The 20,308-nt window shown below is 39.7% G+C and carries 12 protein-coding genes; 5 read left to right on the top strand and 7 right to left on the bottom strand.

Annotation, left to right across the window (positions count from 1 at the left end; translation table 11 throughout):
• Positions 1-28: 28 nt before the first annotated feature.
• The 6 genes from CH362_RS08490 to CH362_RS08465 all read right to left on the bottom strand — a co-directional run bounded on the left by CH362_RS08490 (position 29) and on the right by CH362_RS08465 (position 13,554).
• Positions 29-2,017: a TRAP transporter large permease subunit gene (locus tag CH362_RS08490; RefSeq protein ID WP_100709933.1), complete on the bottom strand. Its 1,989-nt coding sequence runs from the start codon at positions 2,015-2,017 to the stop codon at positions 29-31.
• Between the two features lie 84 nt (positions 2,018-2,101).
• Positions 2,102-3,109 (bottom strand): putative solute-binding protein, encoded by a 1,008-nt coding sequence (locus CH362_RS08485; RefSeq protein ID WP_100710240.1) that lies wholly within the window; start codon positions 3,107-3,109, stop codon positions 2,102-2,104.
• A 57-nt stretch (positions 3,110-3,166) separates the two neighbouring features.
• On the bottom strand, positions 3,167-4,165 hold the full coding sequence (locus tag CH362_RS08480) for a hypothetical protein (protein ID WP_100709932.1): 999 nt from the start codon (positions 4,163-4,165) through the stop codon (positions 3,167-3,169).
• A 129-nt stretch (positions 4,166-4,294) separates the two neighbouring features.
• Positions 4,295-5,872: a BTAD domain-containing putative transcriptional regulator gene (locus CH362_RS08475; RefSeq protein WP_100709931.1), complete on the bottom strand. Its 1,578-nt coding sequence runs from the start codon at positions 5,870-5,872 to the stop codon at positions 4,295-4,297.
• 375 nt (positions 5,873-6,247) lie between these two features.
• Positions 6,248-9,964, bottom strand: a complete 3,717-nt coding sequence (locus CH362_RS08470; protein WP_100709930.1) for an Ig-like domain-containing domain — start codon at positions 9,962-9,964, stop codon at positions 6,248-6,250.
• 5 nt (positions 9,965-9,969) lie between these two features.
• On the bottom strand, positions 9,970-13,554 hold the full coding sequence (locus CH362_RS08465) for a hypothetical protein (RefSeq protein WP_100709929.1): 3,585 nt from the start codon (positions 13,552-13,554) through the stop codon (positions 9,970-9,972).
• Positions 13,555-13,991: 437 nt separating this feature from the next.
• Between CH362_RS08465 and CH362_RS08460 the strand changes: the two genes are divergently transcribed.
• From CH362_RS08460 to CH362_RS08435, 5 genes are all read left to right on the top strand, one after another.
• Positions 13,992-15,134, top strand: a complete 1,143-nt coding sequence (locus tag CH362_RS08460; protein ID WP_100710239.1) for an AraC family transcriptional regulator — start codon at positions 13,992-13,994, stop codon at positions 15,132-15,134.
• Positions 15,135-15,291: 157 nt separating this feature from the next.
• The gene (locus CH362_RS08455; protein ID WP_100709928.1) at positions 15,292-16,362 is read left to right on the top strand and encodes a fatty acid desaturase; all 1,071 of its coding nucleotides are present in this window, start codon (positions 15,292-15,294) and stop codon (positions 16,360-16,362) included.
• Between the two features lie 146 nt (positions 16,363-16,508).
• The gene (locus CH362_RS08445; RefSeq protein ID WP_100709926.1) at positions 16,509-17,375 is read left to right on the top strand and encodes a DMT family transporter; all 867 of its coding nucleotides are present in this window, start codon (positions 16,509-16,511) and stop codon (positions 17,373-17,375) included.
• Between the two features lie 3 nt (positions 17,376-17,378).
• Positions 17,379-19,070, top strand: a complete 1,692-nt coding sequence (locus CH362_RS08440; RefSeq protein WP_100709925.1) for a glycosyl hydrolase family 67 — start codon at positions 17,379-17,381, stop codon at positions 19,068-19,070.
• Between the two features lie 43 nt (positions 19,071-19,113).
• The gene (locus CH362_RS08435; RefSeq protein WP_100709924.1) at positions 19,114-19,719 is read left to right on the top strand and encodes an MORN repeat-containing protein; all 606 of its coding nucleotides are present in this window, start codon (positions 19,114-19,116) and stop codon (positions 19,717-19,719) included.
• 6 nt (positions 19,720-19,725) lie between these two features.
• Here CH362_RS08435 and lsa20 read toward each other — a convergent pair whose 3' ends face one another.
• Complete coding sequence (lsa20, locus tag CH362_RS08430; RefSeq protein WP_100709923.1) at positions 19,726-20,307, bottom strand: LIC11469 family lipoprotein adhesin Lsa20; 582 nt, start codon at positions 20,305-20,307, stop codon at positions 19,726-19,728.
• Between the last annotated feature and the right edge of the window lies 1 nt (position 20,308).

Raw genomic sequence — 20,308 nt, 5'->3', positions numbered from 1 at the left:
GATCTCTGTGCGAAATTGTTCTCGGTCTTTACCCTGCGTATTTAGAATACAGGATTGGCCCGAAAGCGGTCACAAGCAAGGTCAGAGTCAGAACAATAATCGGAATTACGATATGTTCATGTCTTGCGAAGAAACCTTTTCCTTCTAAACTTTTATCCTCGATTAACAGATCTCTCACTACGTGTTTGGTTAACAAGTGATTGAGCGCGACTGGAGGAGTCAAATAACCTAACTCGAATGAAACAAGCGCGGTCATCCAGAAATTCAAAGGATGGATCCCGTTTGCCTTAGCAATCGGATACAAAGTTACTGAAACTAAGATCACAGCCCCGTAAGGATCCATCAGCATTCCAATGATCACGAGTGCAAATGTTAAGATCAACATCGCAGACATTGGAGATCCCAATTGAGTCGGGAATAGATTGATCACTTCTGATCTTTCAAAAACCCCTCCCATACAAGCAGACAATCCCATTAAAAGAAGAAGTGCCCCTAAATGTGAGCCTGCATCATAAGAAGTTCTGGAAAGTTCCACTTCTTCGTTATGAGTTTCTCCCTTTTCCAGTTTTTCTTTTTTGGAAATTTTATAATCTATGAATAGAAGTGCCAGCATCGCGATCGGCAAGATATAAGGTGCTGTTCTTTCATCAAAATGGGTTCCAAGTGCAAGAACGATCGTAAGAACGATTGCAATAGAGATCACTAAATAAACTGAGAAAGATTTGAATGCCAGTAAAGACTTTTTGAATGCATCTTGTTCTGGTCTGATCTTCCAAGATTCAGTTCTGCTAAACCAACTGACTATCAAGAATAAAGTAGAAGAAAGTGCAAACACTCTCCAACCCCAATGGAATAATTCGTCAGTAGTCACTTCTAAGTTCAAAGAAGCAACAATCACAACGAGTAAACATGGAGGAAGAACCACTCCTAAACTTCCTGACATAGCAGTCGCAGCAAGCGCTCTCTCTTGGCTTGCACCTGCCCTTCTCAATTCCTTGAAGATAGTAGCTCCTAATGCTAAAACCACGATCCCGGAAGCACCGCTATAAGCAGTAGGAAGAGCAGCAACAACAACGATGATCACCGCCAATAATTCAGAAGGAAGTTTCCATGGGTTCAGAAGATCGAAAAATCTTTTTCCGAGAGAAGTATCTCTTAAAAGAATTCCAGTCCAAACATAAAGACCGATCTGAATATAAAGTTGAGCATGTGCGGTCAATTTTTGAAGATAGATCGCAAGCCCTGCCGGATGTTTTTCTAAAATAAAGAAGTACAATCCGCAAATAAGCGCCATCCAAGCATATAAAGGAACGCATAATAATGCATTGGAAAGTTTGGTATTTTGTTTCCCTTCCCCATTTTTGAATACAGGATTTAATAAATTATAAAAATTTAATCCTGCCAAAAGTATAAGTCCCAAAACCCAAAGAACTTGGATCTGAGCTTCTACTCCTTTTTGAAGAGGATACATGAATGCTGCAGAAACCATGATGATCGTATTCGCGATGATCTGGCTCCATTCAGTAATCTTTTCCTCTTTTGAGTTTTCAGGGTTTCGAAGAGCAATATGATATCTTCTGGTTGTTGAAACAGTTCCAGCTACAATAAGCAAGAACACCATAGTCATAGGAATATAATCTATGGCTGAGATAGTAAGCCAGGAAAGCCTACGTTCAAATCCACAGTATAATTTCTGTCCTGTAGTAAGAGAGCCTGCAAGCTTCTCTAACTCCAATTGAGTTTCCGTAGGTCCTGTTGGAACTCCTACATTTTTCCCGCCTGAAGTATCTCCAAGACCTATGTCATCCAAAGCGTCCATATCCGCTTGGCTGACTTCTGCTTTTGTATCTGTTTCCGCATTCGGATCAGCGATACAAACATTTCGGATCATAGCATAGTTCGGCCAAATACTGCCGCCTAAGCCTAATAACCTAGCCTGAACTAACTGGCTTCCACTTTGAACAAGGGGTACGAATAAAAAGAATAATACCGCCCAGGAAACGATTTTTCTCCACATAGAATATCCTCTGGAATCTGCGATTGATTGATATAAGAGTAGCGGGAAAGATTTTTCCCGCCTTTTTTGTGTTAGTTTTAGAAATTATTCCAGGTTATCCGCGCACTCTGCGGCTTCTTTATCCGCGCTGCAACGAACCCTTTTCATTAGTTTCAGAATGGTAGGATGATATACTTTTTTGTCTCTCAGCCTGATCCTTACTTCTCTAAATTTTTCGAAATAGTTCTTTTGAAGATCTTTAGGAACTTCTATCCAAAACTTAGCTGGGATTTCTTGCTCTGCCTTTTTGGTAAGAGAAAGCATAGCGTCAAACTGAGTTGCTGCCCAAGCTCTGGAAGTATTTCCAAAACCTTCTGCAAAATCCTTATGACGAGCTACGATTTGGAAAGTTAATTGTCCGATTGGAAAACGAACAATTCCACCATTCGGGGAAATCCCTTTCATCAGCTCCAAAGGTTTGATCCCGATAGCAGGAGAATAACAAGCATCCGCTCTACCATTATTGAAAATACCTGCAAAAGTAGCGATCTCTGCCGGAACCATAGAAGCTCCAACAATATCCACCATAGTAGTCGCAGCTTGGTCATAAGTTAAAGTAGCGATCTTTCTTCCAGCTAGGTCCTTGATATCTTTCAAGTTCTTATCTCTTAATAAAAGATAAACTGCGCCACCAGGGAACATAGCCATGGTCTCGTAGTCACCGTCTGTATTTAATTCTCTTACTTTAGGATTTGATAATGCTTCGATTGTTTTGCGGAGAAGGTCATAACTTGGCAATGCACCGATCGCTTCGATGGATCCTGATTCATGCACATAACTTCTTACTCTAAGAGAAGTTAAGAATGCCATATTACATTTTCCGGCTTTGAAGTCGGAGTTTGCGACCACTTCGTCTGTATAAGCTTTTAGATCCAGACGGATTCCCCATGTTAAAGCTTGTGCTTGGTATCTTTGTGCCGCTTTAAACACGTCTCCGTGTGCGCCGGAAGGATCGAATACACACATGGATCGATCCACCGTCTCCGCTGCTCCCACACCTACGGACATCCAAGTCCCGAGAATGATTACCGATAGAATGAGAAACTTCTTCATATAGTTTTTTCTCCTTAATAAGGTCCCTTTTTTTTCGTTTTCCACCCAAGAACCCGCTCAAAGATCTTTTAACAGATCGTCTTCTTCTTTATTGTTTTTCTTTTTTCCCGGGAAAGAGGAGAAATAAATCGGTCCTCTATGCCCAGTTTCTTTCATCCAAATTTTATCAGATTCATGACGTGATAAATTTTCCGCAAATGCTTCCAAGAAACGATATTCTTTCTTAGCAGGGATTTGGCTTAGAACTTTAGAATGTTCTAATATAAGTTTTTTGATCTTCTCCACATCACCCTTTCCGGCAGCGGCTTGGATCTGGAATGCGCGAGCTAAACGAACACCTGCCTGGTCGCCCTGTTTGACAGCTTCTTCCATTTGTTTATTAGCATCTTTTCCTTCAGGAGTTGCGCCTGGAACGGAAAGCCAAACTACAGCTTCCAATGCAAGAGGGGCTCCCCACCATTTTTTGGAATCTAAACATTTTGATCCGCCAGCAACTACGCTTGGCACATCGCGAGTGATCCCTGCATATCCTTGAGAAGCAAAATCGTGAAGGATTGCGAGTAATCCAGAAGAAAGTCCTACTAAATAATATAACTCTTCGTCTTCACTGATAGAAGGACATTTTCCATTCCATTCTCCGAAGTATTGAAGGAATCTACTATGTGCATCCCCGTATCTTTTTGCTGCGATCCCATGATAACGGATTTGTCTAGCTTGGTTATCTAGAGCTTCTTCTCCCTTACCTTTACGAACTGCTGCGATATATAAAAGTTCTGCTTCCTGTGCTTGTCTTTCAGCACACATCCCCGCACCCATTTGCGCTACCATAGTAGCCAATTCCACAGATGCTCCAGTTCTTTCAAAAGAAGCCACCAATGGTCCGAGTGCAGTTCCTCCGGTACAAATCGCATCCAAATCGTCGGAAGCAAGGTAATGAGGGACCAAATGGTCTTGGGCATAAGAATTTAAAGTTTTGCCAGTAACTCTATATACGATGGAACAGTTTGCCAGGGTAATTGTAACAATCGTTACAAAAAAAAGGATTCGTTTATTCATTTTATTTCGAGGGTTATTTTTTACTTAGAATTTGGGGGATTCTGGAAGAACGTACAGAAGGGATTTACTTCGTCCAATATTTTTTTTCTAATGAGTGTTTTATTTTATAGTGCAGTGTTCCTAAAACAATCAGCTCACTGGAGAAGTAACACGGATCTTTTCTATCAACGAAACTGTCTCTTGGTCAGGTTCCACGCCTAATTCTTTTTTAAGGATCTTCTTCATATCTTCGAATTTGCGTAGAGCTTCATTCTTACGATCAAGAGATTGTAATGACTCGAAATGAAATCTCCAAGCTCTTTCGTCCAGATCATCCAAACGGATCCAGCTTTCAGAATCAGAAAGTAGAGAATTTGAATCTCCGCCTTTCTGAGCGTATTCACATAGAATTCTATAAATTTCGATCAGGTTCTTGCGTAGATATTCCCGCTTTAGTTCTGATTCCGGGAAATACAGATCGAATTCGAAAAAGTCTCCTGTATATAGTTCTTGTGCTTCTCTATAAGATTGCACCGCTTCTTCTTCTTTTTTGTTACGAAGAAGTTTACCTGCAGTCTCATATCTTTTCTCGAATTCAACAAAGTCAGCTTCTACCAGATCGGGATGGAAGAATAATCTATCCTCTGCGAATACAACTGCTTCTGGATTTCCTAATATTTTACGAAGACGGAAAAGTAGAGCATGCAAACTATTTAGAGCATTTTTCTCAGACATTCCAGGCCAGAGATTTTCTAATAATTCCTCTTTATGAATACCTTTGCCAAAACGAACTAATAGTAGTTTAATAAGTTTAAGAAGTTTTTTCTTACTGGAATATTCTGCTGCTGGGATCTTCTTCCCATCCAGATCCAATTCTAATGGACCAAGTGCTCTAACACTTAACTTTTTAGGATTACGGCCCTTCTCTTTATTAAGTTTAGATTCGGAACCTTCTTCGCTTATGTTCTTAACTTGTGATCCAAAAGAAGAAGCTTCCGGCTTAGTAAGCCATTTGGAAACTGATTCCTTGAATTCCATCCTGACTTCTCTTTCGGACTTATTCACTGTGAGGAAGCTGTCCACACAGAACATAAGGATCAAAAAGCTAAAATGAGAAGTATAAGGAATACCGATTATATCACTCGCTACCAAGATATCCGCTATCAAACTCGCGAAGAATAATACCAATCCGTAAAATAGGAAATGGTTCCTAAATCGATTCTTACGGACCTGACCCATTACCTTCATTACAGTCCATATGATCATCAGAATACTGGAAAGGAAGATAAACTGCATGATAGTAGGCTGGTCTGTTTCGTAGATAACTATGCCTAAAGAAGGAAAATGTTTCGGGTGAGCAACGCTCATTGTATAAGCGTTTGGATCCTGCAATAGTATCCCTACAAGGATCAAGTTCATGAACACGTATAGCAGAATGAAATCCCTGCTAAAAAGTTTTTTATAATTATTCACAAAGAGCGCGATAAACGTGGCAAATACTACCGCTGTCGCATTCTCCACTCTTTCCCAGGGTAAAGCCTTTTCAGGATTTTCAACATTGATGGTTTGGATAAAACAAAATAAGTAAGCGCCATACGCAACTTGAAGCAAGGCGAAATATAGAAGGTATGACTGTTTCCGATTTCTAAAATATAAAACTAAATTATGAATCGTACGGTATACTAATACAGTCACGACCAAATAACATGAAAGCTGATAATACGTCATATCCACTTTTCGTTTCCTATCTTATTCGGATTCCTGCAACCCATTTATGAAAACGGGACAAAAAATGTGACTAAATGCTCACTATTTTTAAATGCAAGTATTTGAATGAGTTTCCTTTTCATTTTTATAAAATTATATAGCACGTTCTAACGATCGTTATGAAATAACGAATGATGTTCGACAGTGATCCGAACAAAAACTTTTGCGAAACTGTAGCAAAAGAAAATCAAAATTACACAATCCTAATTGAGTGAAGACTCACTCATAAGCTTTTTCTAATTTAGTTATCCAATAAGTTCCTTAAAAAAAAACCGAAAGGGTTTTTAAGCCTTTCGGTCATTTCGAAATCTAGTTTTTCGAAATAGCTAGGAGTGTTTAAGGGCAGACAATCAGAGATGCAGGATCTGTTACAGCTTGTCCTACAAATCTCATTCCTCCTAACAGGTACGGATCTGCAACTTGAGGAGTAGTCAAGGTGAAGAATTGTACCTTATCACTCTTCGCACTGATCGCACAGGATTGAGTTCCTGCAGGGTTGATCAATTTAGGGAAAGTGATATCTGGAGGCATTGGAATTTCTTTCATAATACTGTTTACCATAGGAATTACCAAAGTGGTGACTAACGGAGAGATTACTGATTTAATACCATCAGGATCCAAACCAAAAGGATTGTAAGTCTGTCCCTCCAAAACTTCTACAGAATAATCCAAGTTATTGATTGGATCTAGGATTACCTGAAGTGCGTTTAAGTTAGCAAACGCAGGATTATTGGTCGGGTTAGAGAACATTTTGAAACGGAAGTCTGCATCTGCAGCAAAGCTGATCCTAACTGTTCCCAAAGTTTGTTGGTAACCATTCGCTCTTGTATCTGCTTGGCATTCTGTAAGCTCTTCATCAACAAGACCAGTGCAAGAAGTCGGTTTCTTAGCAATGATCTGTAATTGCATTTCAGTAAAATACAATCTCATCTTAGGCACTCCAGCGGAAGTCATTGGTTTAAACTTCACGTTAGGTGCATGGATCGGGGACATCACCATATCAATATCATCAAAAGATTTTACTGGAGGTGCAATCGCGTTGGAACCATTCAGACCTTGCAATTTGTTTCTTCCAGGCACAAGGATTGTAACCAAAGGAGAAGCTTTTAAGAAAGAGGTGGTCAGAGCGAATAAAGGATCCGCACCAGCAAAAGCGTTCATTCCATCGATGAATGCCTTATTCAGAACGATATCCAATCCCCTTCTCTGCCATAAATGGAATGCAGCCTGAGAAATTGTATCAGTATGCATTGAGATCAAGAATCCAGGGTTCGCAGCGGACTGGCTGAACTGATAAGTAGAAGGAGGTGGATTAGCAGCAGTCCAAGTTCTGGTGGTAACCATTCCAGTTTTTCCAGATTGGGTTCTGAGTCCGGCTGGAGGATTATAACCGCTTGTGAATGCGAAATCCAAAGAAGTCACAAGACCCTTATTAGTTCCATCATGTTTGATCGCTGCATCAGTATTCAATTTAAACTTCACTGTTAATGGGAAGTTTCCAAGAGGAGCAGGAAGATAACTTGGTAAAGTGATAGTAACTCCAGTATCTCTTAAGTCAGCAATTACAGAGTTAAGAACGTTAGGAGCGATCCTTTGTACGATATCCCTAAGCATATACTGTGTAATGATCTGCTTTACTTGATCCACAGTTAAATTCGCCATATTGCTCAACTCTGCTCGGCCTACGAGAGCTTCGATGATTGTATTGAAACCTTCACTACCATGAATATAAGTCATTGGCTCTGTATACATGAAGTCTGAAGTATCTTCCCCAGGATATAAACCTGCTAAAGACATATGCAGTGGGTTTGCCCATGGGCGAATGAAGAAATTATTCGAATTCGAGAGTATCTGTGCAATGCTAGGGTTATCAGGGAAGTAATCGTCATTTACTGTGAAAGGAGTCTTAACAGTCATATTGATCAAACCGTCAGAAGTCACAGTCATATTATTACGAGTACGAGCTAAAGCCAAACGAGGTTTGGAAAGTTGCACATTATTCCAATCATAACCTGCTGGATTTAAAGTTCCTTCTACCGCAGGATCCCAGTTCAACTTAGCAGTTGTTCTGAACACGAGTAGAGCTCCAGGTCCGTTAAATGCTCCATACCAGTCTTCGAAACGAGATACTACTAAAAGATCCACTTCCGTGTATCTGGATTTTAGATCCAAACCTAGTCCTGGCGTAACCGCCCCGGAACCAGGGTTAACTTTTAAGTCTGCAACAACGTTTCCTAATTGGGTTCCAGTTCCTGCAGCACAACCATGAGTAGCATTATTGGATCCACAACGAACGAACTTAGGAAGCCTCATGTCAGTTACATATACGTCCAATGTGATCGCAGCACTTCCGTCTGCAATTCCACCGGAAGCTACGTTTAAGATAGCGCTATATTTAGAAAATGGTCCCGGAGCGATTTTTTCAATATGATAAGAATCGAAGAAACATGCAGGGAATGCACAATCTAATAAGTCTTCTCCCGCTGATCCGATATCTCCTTCCGGTCTACCAAATGCGGAGAATACTGTAGAAGTATATCCACCGTTCTTATAGGACTTCACGTCGGTAGGATAATGGCAAAGACTCCAAGCCGCCTCACCCCAATGGAATAAGTTCTTACAAGCCTGAGGGTAATTCGCGTTATTCTGGTTTTGACCACAATTATTATTATTATAAATAGTCCACCATTGGTCTCTATCTACACCGCTTGCTCTTTTTTTAGGGTGATAAGGCGGTCCGTTATCCGTAACGCAGTCAGGGTGTCTTACCCAACAATACCCTCTTCCAGCGCCGCCAGATTTAGCTCCGAACACAGGAATATAATCGAAATCTTTAAATGCTGCGACGTTCGCATCCCCAGACATTTTAGCATCTTGTCTCATACAAGCTTCGCCGATTGTCCAAGCTCCATTTTCGAAAAACTTTTTCTTAGGGAAATCAGGCATTCCTAATAAGAATTCTTGGAAGGTACGAGGTGTTCCGTTTGCATCCTTAACTTTGAAAGCGCCTGTTGTATATTTCTGGATGGCTTTTCCTAAGAACGGAAGCATTTGTGCTTCGTCCATTACACCATTTGCTACGTAAGGAAGAACACCATTCGCGTTCTCCAGCTTACCGTAATTAAAACTGAAATACTTACGGAAAGTTTTTCCGTTTGTTGTAGCTATTTCATAATAGTAGGTATTCCCACCAACAGTAGGAGGAACTTGAGAAGTGTTTAAGTTCAGAGAAATAGTAGCACTCATAGAACATGGAGGAGTGGTACAAATATCTTGGGAATTAGTGGCGCCAATCTTCTTCAAAATAACTGATTGGATATAATTCTCTCCTACCACTGGGCTTACATAAGTAGAAGCCACTGTCAAAGCTGCTGACTGATCGAATGTCATATCATTCGTTCCGTTCAGAGTATATTGGCTTCCTTGGGTGATCTTATTTGTAAGGCTATAATCCAATCCGGTTCTGAAAGTAATTGTATAATTTTCCAGAGCCACTCCACCGATTGTCGCCGCATCCGGAGTGATTGTAATTGTATAAGATTCAGCTGGTTTTAATTCTCTATAAGGATTGAAACGAAGTTTCTGACCACTCATCCAGTAGAATTCTCCACCAGGATTCGGCCCTGAAAGATTTCCAGTAGTGCCAGAGATAGTAAAGTTCTGCTCTACTGTAGTCTTATTCATTGGGTGGGAAAAACGAATTTCCAACTCTTTATATCTGTCTACGTTCTCAGTAGAGTTAATAAATAAAGTAGCTTGAGGACTGGTAGAACCGAAATCAACAGGTAGTACAGCAGTGCTGTTGTCTACGCTATTGTATGGAGGTTGAAGATTCGGATTTGCATCGAATACTCTTCCTCCTGAAAAGAATCCTATGTCGAAAATATCCGACATTGCAAATCCTTTCATTTTTTCGGGGCTACATCCTAAGACACCTGCCCACAAAATAGAAAGGATCGCGAGTTTGATTCCCTTATCGACATTAGAAACTTTTATATTTTTCAGATTCATTTCCAGCCCTCGACTTATTTTTCCCAAAAAAATTCTCTTCATTATTCTCACCGGGTGAATACCGTAACGAACCTATCCCAATAGGTGTCCGAGTTTTCATCTTCGTTAAATCTGTCATAGAATACGAATCCGTCCGGGAATTGTTTTTTACCCGTAGAAGCAAGATCCGCAAATATACCCATCAACACTCCTGCCGTATAGATCAGTGAGCTTTCGTCTTCTCTTTGTGTTTGTATCATATCAGACATCAAAAGTTTTTTAGCGTCTTTGAATATGGATTTGAGTGAATACGGACTTCTCATATCCGCTTCTAAGTAAGAGTAGAATTCACCTGTCTTAACGATACCCATCAACACTCCTACGGTGCTTCTTCCATAAGGAGCGGAGACTTTTGCCAAGTCGGCCGTATCTACGCTTAATAAATTCGTAATTAAATAATCCTGAGTGCTTGTCTGATCACGAGTGATTCCACCCAAAAGATCTGCAATTGCTACCAACTGAGTGTTTGTAGGAATATTATCTATGATCATATCCATGGAAAAATCCAAGGTAGGAATCAGGCTATAAACAGAATCAGGATCGAAATAATCTCTTAAACGGACTGCCCAATTCCCTAACCTATCCCATTCAGGGTCATAAATATTTGCAACACGAGCGTCAGGGAATGCCGCAAGCATATCTCTAACTTCTCCCAAATATGCTTCTAAGTTAAATTGAACTGCTGTAGGACTTTCGTTCGCGAGTTTTATCTCTCCGATCAAATCCGCAATGGATTGGAATGTAAGAAGCGCGCCACTTGCTCTTTCAGGTTTTCCCATTTCAGCGAGCATTTGTACGAATGTGGATAGAAGGTCCGTTCTGGACATCAGATTCAAAAGTCCATCTTGGTATCTTCTTTCATTTTCAGCTAAGATAGAAAGTGGAGAACGAACCGGTTTACTTGAAACTGGATCCAGATATCTAAAGAAATATTCAGATTCAGTTGCAGAGTTACTTCTTACACTTGAGTCAGAGTTTACTATTTTAACTACATCAATTGTTCTTCCGCCACTATTAGGCTCAGGATCTGTGATCCTTGCAAGAAGTGGTCTGGTAAGAGCCGCACTAAGTCCAGTCAGGATCTGGAATGGATTTTTGTTTAAGCTTGGACTTGATTGGTCATCCAATGTCCATGCAAGAGAAAGTATTAAAGGAAGAAGTCTGTTTCTCTGTCCCCAAGCATCCTCAACTGATTTTCCATAAACAGCCACATTTGGTCCGGAAGGAAGAACCTTATCCGGAGTTAGGAAAGAAAGTCTTTCCATCACCGCAAAGTTAGCTGCGATTACTTGAGGAATTACTCCATAAGAATTATCAGGATCAGGATAGAAAATACTGTAAACGGATGCATCTCCTAAGCTATTGAAAGTTAAGGAACTCGCGCCGCTGGTTCCGTAGTCCCAAGCTTCCAGATAGAACATACTGTCCCCAGGAATATCAGAATAATTCTCTTGAAGAACCGGAACACCTGGTTGTCTGAAATTCGGTTGAGTAGAACTTGCACATCCTGGTTTTAAGAAAGTATTTTTGATTTTCCAGATCGCATTCACACGATCCGCACATGCAGATCCGTCTTTCAGAACTGGTCTTGCATTCATAAGACCAGTCATACCGTTAGCGATCAGAGTAACAAAGGCAGCCATTTTGTAAGGAACCCCTGCACCCAAAGAAGCGCGAAGTGGGATCACAGCCACCATACGTTTTTCATGAAGAAGCCACTGGAAGTTCTTATAAATTGCTTCCTCGTCTGTATTCACTGCTCTTTCAGTCGTATTGTCCTTTGGAATTTCCCAAACAGGAATACTCCAACCTTTTGCACCGGAGGCGTTCTGTCCTGATGCAACAGGTGTAAAAGAATTGTTTGCAACAACTGCGTTTGTCTCTCTTCCACCTGGGCCTACCCATTTGCAGATAGTGCCCCCGCTACAAGAACCACTAGCGGTATTCGATACCTTCACTCTGTATTCAGAAGTATTCCAAGATTCCTTGTAGATCAGGTCCACACCATTGGAATCTTTATAAATTTTTCCATCCAAAGTCAGAACATTCCCATTGGAATCCACTCGGTTCTTATTATAATAAGGCCCACCGCCTGAGATCAGAACTGTGCGGATCAATTTCATAATGAATGGAATTGTTTTAGTATAAACAGGGTCGTTCGCAGCAGGGATAATAGTTGGATCCGGAGCTTCCAATAAGGTCAAAGTTGGAGTATTGATCCCGATAGAAAGTGCAGTCGGAGTGCTTGCATCTCCATTTTTGAACACCGCAGCGTCGTTAGAGCTTTGGTTCATGAAAGCCTTGATACCGATATTACCGGTCATCGCAGATTTCATAGAATAGATACTATCTCCTACAGTGAGAACACCGCCAGTCATAGGACCGCCGTTACCAGAACCGTTAGGCTCTAATCTCATCATAGAAGTATCAGCAGGATTTTCCCAACGGAATCCAAAAGTATCGGATAAGGTCAGGATGAACATCAAGGATTCTAAAGCAGTGATTGGGCTACTTGTAATATTTGCAGGATCTGCTCTATCCAAACCGGCAGCATCCATACGGATCAATTCTCTTAGAGAATGATCCACACCAGTTACTCCAGAGGAGAAGTCGAACTTGGCGAAATTTTTAGCCATCTCTAAGGAAAGAATAACGTTAGGATCCGCAGTGTAATTCCCTCCTCTTCCAAGCATTGGTCTCAGATAACGGAAGGATTCACTTAGTACGGTAGCGAATTCAGTAGGATAAGTAGCATCTCTATAATCTGCAAAAGCCGGATCAGAATAAACAGAACCGCCTACAGTATAAAATTTTTCTAAATTAACTACCAGGTTTTTCAGAACAGTTTCAGAAGACTTGGCATCACTAAAGCCCGCTCTCTGACGGAAAGATTTTCCTAAAGCAGAAATGATCTGGATCATTTTTTCCTTCATCACTCTATCAGAGATGAGAGAAGGATCTACCATACCTTGTAAAAGACCTACGATCGCTTGTTTTGCATTCGCGTTTCGATTGATTGCTTTATCTAATACATCTTCCAATTCCACAAAAAGGATCTTAATTTCAGGATCTTTTAATACTGCGGAAACCTCTTTGAACTTGGTCTCCATAGTTTCTTTGGAATAATTTGTATACATATACTTCAAAGCAGTTTGGCTAAGAGGTGCCATATTTCGAAGTACAGGTCTACGATACGTGCGTAATGCTTCTAGCCAAGGTTGAAGAGTATCGAATGCGTTATTAGGTGCTTTCTCTATACGATCTAAAAGAGAATGAACTCTTATAAGAGACTGACGCACATGAGCTTCCGGCTTAAGAAGAAGATCTCCGGAAACTCTTAAGAATCCCACGATATCCTCTCTATAAGGAATAGTCATGGAAGACTCTAGTTTAAGGTTAAAGTGAATAGGTTCTAAACTTTGAAAACCTGATTTGATGGAAGGATAATCATCGAACAAATTAAAAAGGCGAATTCCTTTATAATCTACGTTATCGTAAAAAGTATCCGCGTTTGATTTATCTCCACCTGCCTGACAGCCCATCCCCAGAGCCAAACACAGCAAGAAAAGAATGTGTGCTTTCTTTATATTCATATCTATTAGCTTATCCTAACAGTTTCTTTCCAAGTGTGCACAGCATAGCGATCGCTACATAAAGCGGGCTTATATCAGGCTTATATTTCCGGCGCATTTGAAAAAAAATAAGCGAGACTCTATAAAAAGTTTCCGGGTGATTTTTGTTTATTTTAAAATAACAATTGTTATTCAATATAGCATTTTTCGATTGGAGGTCTCAATCTATCTTTTGAGACTTCGATTTTGTCCATTCGAATAAAAACTATATTACAAAAAACGAAACTACTCTTCTGTCACTTGGGAGATATATTAAAAAGAACGACTGTTTTATATAATTTATTCTAGATTTCGTTCTAAATTATAGAAGGTACTACAAAATTCATCTCAGTATGAATGGCTCCAAATCGTTAAGGGAATTCTTGACAACTCTCTCAGTTTTTTTCATTCTCCCTGCCATGCCTCCAGATGCAATGGGAAGTCTTAGTTACTACAATTCAGGGATTTGGTTTCAGGTCCTTTGGGCGAGCACCCAATTCGGGACTGCACTTGGAATTCTAATGTCTCTCGGGCAGCTTGTTATGGAGAATAAATCAGCTCTAAACAGGCTTTTGGCCCTGATTTTCCTAATATTAGGCCTGATACAAGGTAGCTTTTTACTATTAGTTTCCGGGTTATACTTAGAATTTCCCAGGATTTCTCTTATCCAATTCCCTCTTATTGCATCCGTTGGCCCTATTCTATTCGGAATTCATAGTGTAAGCCAGGACAGAGACTCAGAAGAAGTCTCGTATTTAGGAGTAGAAAAGAAACATTTTCTTCTGCCTGGTCTTGTCTGGGTTGTATATTTCCTGGCAGTGTTCCTTCTTCCCGGGGAATGGATCTTAGAAAAGATCTCGGTCTTCTTGAAGGTAACTGGATGGAATGAGGGGGAGATCCTACTTTCTTCTCCAATTCTAATCTTGGTTTTTTATATTTTACTCATACTAAAAGGAAGTTCTGACCTACTTCGGTGGGAGGTACTACAAGAAGAATGGACCGCAAGAATACTTGCATTCATGGTAATTGCAACATTCGTGAATCTTGGGTTCGGTGCGGTTTATTTGTCTAGCAAGTCGCCTATCTTTCTTCTCGCATGCTCCTCAATGATGGGGATTAGCCTTTGCCTCGCCTATCTAATCGGGCATAAACGGCCAGCATTCTTCCAAGTGCTCCAAGAAGTAAGCCAAGCTACCAGGCAAAAATATGCACGTTCCCTTCTCTCTGGAGTGAACAGACACGCACTTAGGGACAGCCTTACTCAGCTTATGGAAAAGGAAAAATTATACAGAGATGAAAAGTTGGGACTTGCAGATCTTGCAGACGAACTCGCACTTTCAACTCATCAGGTTTCAGAACTGATCAATCAGGAGCTTGGAAAAAACTTCTCCGCGTTTGTGAATGATTATAGGATCAAGGAAGCATGCGAACTTCTACAAAAAGAACCTGATAGATCTATCTTGGATATAGCATTCGAAGTTGGATTTGCAACCAAGTCCTCATTTCACAGAGCATTCCAAAAACACACAGGTAAAACTCCTTCCGAATTCAGAGGAAGCTAATCTGTTTGGCTCCAAACTAATCACGCGCTCCTAAGAAAGATCAGTAAAAATTTATAGATTGGGACCAAATCTATAGTTGCATTCGATCAATTGAGACGACTCATTTCAAAAATTTCCGTAAGATATAGATAACCGAAAACAAATACGGAGGAAACCGATGATCGCCATTGCAGAAAGACCGACCGTCCAGATTCCAACCAAACTTTATACTAGATTGTCCCAAAAAGAAAAAAGTAAGAAGATCATGAAATGGATCCGATTCAGGGACAAAAAATTACGTGGTAAATTCGAATTCCTAAAACACCAAGATCAATTAGGTCTTGCGATTACCTTAGGTTCCGCCGCAGGTATGATCTTATTTGCGGGACTTTATATCGCCGGGATCATTCCTGCTTGGGCTTGTATCGTTGCAAACGGGATTCTTGCCTCCATTCTTCACGAAGTTGAACACGACTTAATTCATAATTTATATTATAAGGATAATCTAAAGATCCAAAACTTCATGTTTTGGATGGTTTGGATCTTTCGTGGAAACACAGTAAGTCCTTGGTATAGAAGAATGATCCACACTCTTCATCATAAAGTATCCGGTCATAAAGAGGATATAGAGGAACGTTTGATCGGGAACGGAATGAAATTCGGATTAAAACGTTTTATCACCATGATGGACGGAAATATGTCTTTCTTATTCCAATCACATATATTACGCAGAGAAGCTCCTAAATTTAAAAGAAGTGAGATCACTCGCTCCAGTTGGCCGTATCTCGTGATCTATTTTCATCTATGGTATAATTTCTTATTCATTAATCTTTTCTATATTGGAAATGAATTATTGGGTAAACCTATAGAGATCCCTGCTTGGTTGGATACTGTCCGCCATTTCTTGAATATTTCAGCAGTGGTTTATACAATTCCAAATTGGATCAGACAAACAAGTATCCAAGTTGTTTCTTCTAATATGCATTATTATGGAGATGTAAAAGGACTTCATGAGCAAACGCAAGTGTTGAATCGTTGGTTCTTATTCCCTCTTCATCTATTCTGTTTTAATTTTGGAAGCACTCATGGAATTCATCATTTCGTAGTAAATCAGCCTTTTTATCTCAGACAAGCGGTGGCACCTTTCGTTCACCCTGCAATGAAACGTTACGGGATCAGATTTAATGATTTCGGAAGTATTTTCAGAGGGAATCGTTTGGGTAAAGAGGAAGCCCTAGTAGCGGCTTAAAGATTATATTCTTTTTTGGTATGAGGATTCGGGCAAAGGCCCGGGTCCTTCTTCTTTTTTTGATTATTACAAATCATAAAAATCGTCGATTGAGCAAAAGGTTTTCCTTTCCGTTCCAAATAGGCATCTGAAATTAGTCCTGCCAGATGCAGGAAAACAGACTTAGAACCTATCTTGAATTCCAAGTTTCCCAAATTTTGATTAGTGGAAACGTATTGTTCGCACAGGTCCTCTCTTACTCACCTTCTCTTATCACCTGGGGAAGAACATTATTCGCGGCGAGTCTATTAGCTTTCGTTCTTTGGTTGAGAAAAAGACCATTCTTCTTTCCAAGCAAAAAAGAAAATTGGATCTCCTTTTCATTAGGATTACTTTTAGCGTTTCACTGGGTTACTTTTTTTGCATCAGCACAGGAAGCGACTATCGCAGTTGCAGTACTCACTTTATTCACTCATCCAGTCTGGACTGTGCTACTCGAACCTTTATTTTTTCCTTCTAAGATCAGAAGTCTGGATCTTGGACTTGCAGTTCTTGTTTTGTTTGGAATGTGGATACTCGTCCCAAGTTTTGATCTAGAGAACAAATACCTTCTGGGAGTGGGACTCGGCCTTTCTTCTTCCTGGGCAATGGCATTCAGAAATATTCTTACAAAAAAATATCTTTCAGGTCATGGATCCACACAAGTGATGTTCCACCAAACTGCGGTTACTTGTTTTGTTTTAAGCCCTGTCTTATTATTCGAAGATCTATTCGTCACTCCAAAGGATTGGGGACTAGTCATTCTTTTAGGAGTATTCTTTACTGCGGTAGGTCATACATTCTATATCAAATCTGTATTCAAGATGAAGGTCAAAACCGCAGGATTATTATCCACTGTGCAGCCTGTATATTCCGCAATTCTTGCTTGGGCAATCTTACATGAGGTTCCCAGAAAGGAAGAATTTATAGGAGGAGCGATGATCTTATTTGCTGCTGCCCTCGAATCATTTAGATACAGAAAAAAAACGGAATAGAAGATGTTTGCTCTTGTAGACGGATCTGCTCCCTTCTTTCTGGAATCCAAAGAAAAACATCAAAATTGGTCCAAGGCACCTTTGGCCCATTTGGAGAAGTCTTCCCTTCCCTCCAAGAAAAAACATAAAAGAGTCAGAGAATCTTTTTACAGATATACTAAAAGAATTTCTAAACTAGGATTTAATGCAGTTAGTCTGGATGAGTTATGTTATCTTTCCGAAAGAGATTTTTACCCAGAAGATCTAAAACGTAAGATCTCATCTTATCGTAAAAAATATAAAAAACTATTTAAGATCGCTTCATCTCAAGATCTAAAAGTATTTATCACCTCAGATTTTTTCTCCATCAATGATTCAATCATAGAACATACAAATGGAAACCTGGATAAGATCATCCAACTTTTTGAAGAGTCTTTAGAAGACCTATTTTCCAGTTTTACAGAAATTTCGGGAATAGTTCTTAGGATCGGCGAATCAGATGGAGTGGATGTTACTGGAGATTTCAGAAGTAAACTTCTGCTTAAAACTCCTAAATCAGCGAACTCATTCTTGAAGGAAATCCTACCTGTTTTCGAAAAATATAATAAAACATTAATATTTAGGACCTGGACATTAGGGGCCTACGAAATAGGAGATCTAATCTGGAATCCAAAAACATATCGTAAAGTATTCCAAGATATACGAAGCAAATCCCTAATTATTTCCTTAAAATATGGAGAAGGCGACTTCTTTAGATATCTTCCTATCAATCCATTATTTTTCGAAGATGATAAACCTAAACTTTTAGAATTACAAGCCAGAAGAGAATACGAAGGTTTCGGAGAATATCCAAGCTTTATAGGTTGGATGTATGAAAAATACAGATCAGAACTTTTAGGAAAAGCCAATATTGCTGGGATCAGTGTTTGGACACAAACTGGGGGCTGGTCCTCTTTCAAGAATATCACTTTTTTAAAACGTTCTTCTTATTGGAATGAATTGAATACATTCGTCTCTGTTCAGTTATTCACAAAACCTGAAAAAAGTTTAGAAGATATACTTCTTAAATTTTACGGCAAAAAGAACTCGGATCTATTTTTGGAATTTTTAAAATTAAGCGAAGAATTGATCTTAAATCTTTTATACGATCCTGGATTTGCCAGACAAAGTTTTTATATGCACCGTGTTCGTATCCCTCCCATTCTTCATATAACCTGGGACAAGATCACAGTCTCTGATCCTTTCAGGTCACTATATTCTTTTTTAAATCCAAACCCAAATGAGTCCTTACAATTAGGAGAAGAAGCATTCTCCAAACTTTCTCGTATGAAAAAGATCTCTGAAAAACTGGATCTTTCTTACGATTACCAATTTCAAAAAAAGACATTTCGGCTCATTCTAAACGCAAGAAAATTACTCTATTCCGAAAACCCTGCATTGTTAGCGGAATCCAAAAGACTCGCAAAAGAATATCATAAGAAATATCCTAAAACTTTCCGCTTCCAATTCCAGGCATCCAAGTCCAAACCTTCCCGGTTTTTAGGATTTATACTGAAATTATTTCTGAGAAATAGAAGCCGATATAGGTTACGCGACAAAATCCTATTTCATCCGATTTTGCGTAAGATCTATTATCTGGTGTTTTTAGGGATCAAAAACAAACTCCCCGACTTTATCAACCGCCAGGGGATGCCAGTCAGAGAATTATTACAATGAAATCTTAATTGACGAAACTAAGTTTAGGGTCAAAAATTTTACTATGGCTCGAATTTTCACAGGTTCTCTGATTTCCATTTTCGCATTTTTTATAATATTCAACTGTTCTTCCGCGGAAACAAAGGATTCTTCCGAATCTTCCAATAATGCCAGCGCAAGCTCGTCCAGATCAGAAGGTTCAAATTCTGCTTCTAACAGATCTATGAATCCAGACCAAGAGAGCGAAGATGGTCGTTGCGAATCAGGCAACTGTGATAACGGAACTGGCACATATGTATATTCTACAGGAGATATATACACTGGTGGATTCAGTAGCGGAATGAGAGAAGGTAAAGGCAAATTCGTTTACAAAAACGGAGACAAGTTCGAAGGAATTTATGTAAACGATCTGAAAGAAGGAGATGGAATGTATTTCTACTCCAACGGAACTGTGATCCGAGGAAATTTTGCAAAAGGTATTATTAAAGGATCTGGCAAAGTTACATTCACAGACGGAAGTGTTTTAGTAACCGAATTTACAGACTCCAGCAATTCTAATCCAGGACCTTATACCAAAAAAGATGGAACAGAAACTGAATGTTTTCTGGAAAATAAGGTTTTGGTTTGTGTAAAACCAGATCCTGCTGGGACACCTCAAACTCAGCAATAGAACATCTCATTCATCTGAATGGGAATGTGCTCCTGACTTACTCCATTCTTTTGCCTGGCTTGGATCCACTCTCACTAAAGTATGAGTGATCTGAAATGGATCACTCGCCCAGTTAGGCATTGTGCGAATTTCTACAATTCTATACCAAACAGAACCAGCTTCCACTTGGAATAAATGGTTCACGCAAAGGCATTTAAATTTAAAACCAAAACCGAATTCAGGCGGATTGACTGAATGAGGGGCCGCGAAGAAATAAAGTTTCTCCTTTGTTTCATTCTTAAATACTAAAGCAAACTTACGAGTTTCTCCAGGACCCAAAACTAATTTTGAATCTTCTATCAAACTAGAAACTGGTGCTAAGTTCAGATCTGAAACAGTATTTGTATCCCAGAGTTGAACCGGCCTCTGAGAAGCCAGTTCATAAATTTTCATCTCTCCAGGAAAACCTTTATAGATCCATTCGATACGGACTGGAACTCCCCCTTTTTTCCCGGACAGATTCAGGGAAAAAGAAGGATCAGAACTTTTTTCCTTTTCGCAAGAGAATAGACTCAAAATGAAAAGAAGAAGGATAATACTTCTAAACAAA

It is taken from the genome of Leptospira saintgironsiae, from assembly GCF_002811765.1.
Lineage (GTDB): Bacteria > Spirochaetota > Leptospiria > Leptospirales > Leptospiraceae > Leptospira_B > Leptospira_B saintgironsiae.
Note: the sequence above shows the minus strand (reverse complement) of the source record. Positions and strands in the feature narration are given on the sequence as shown.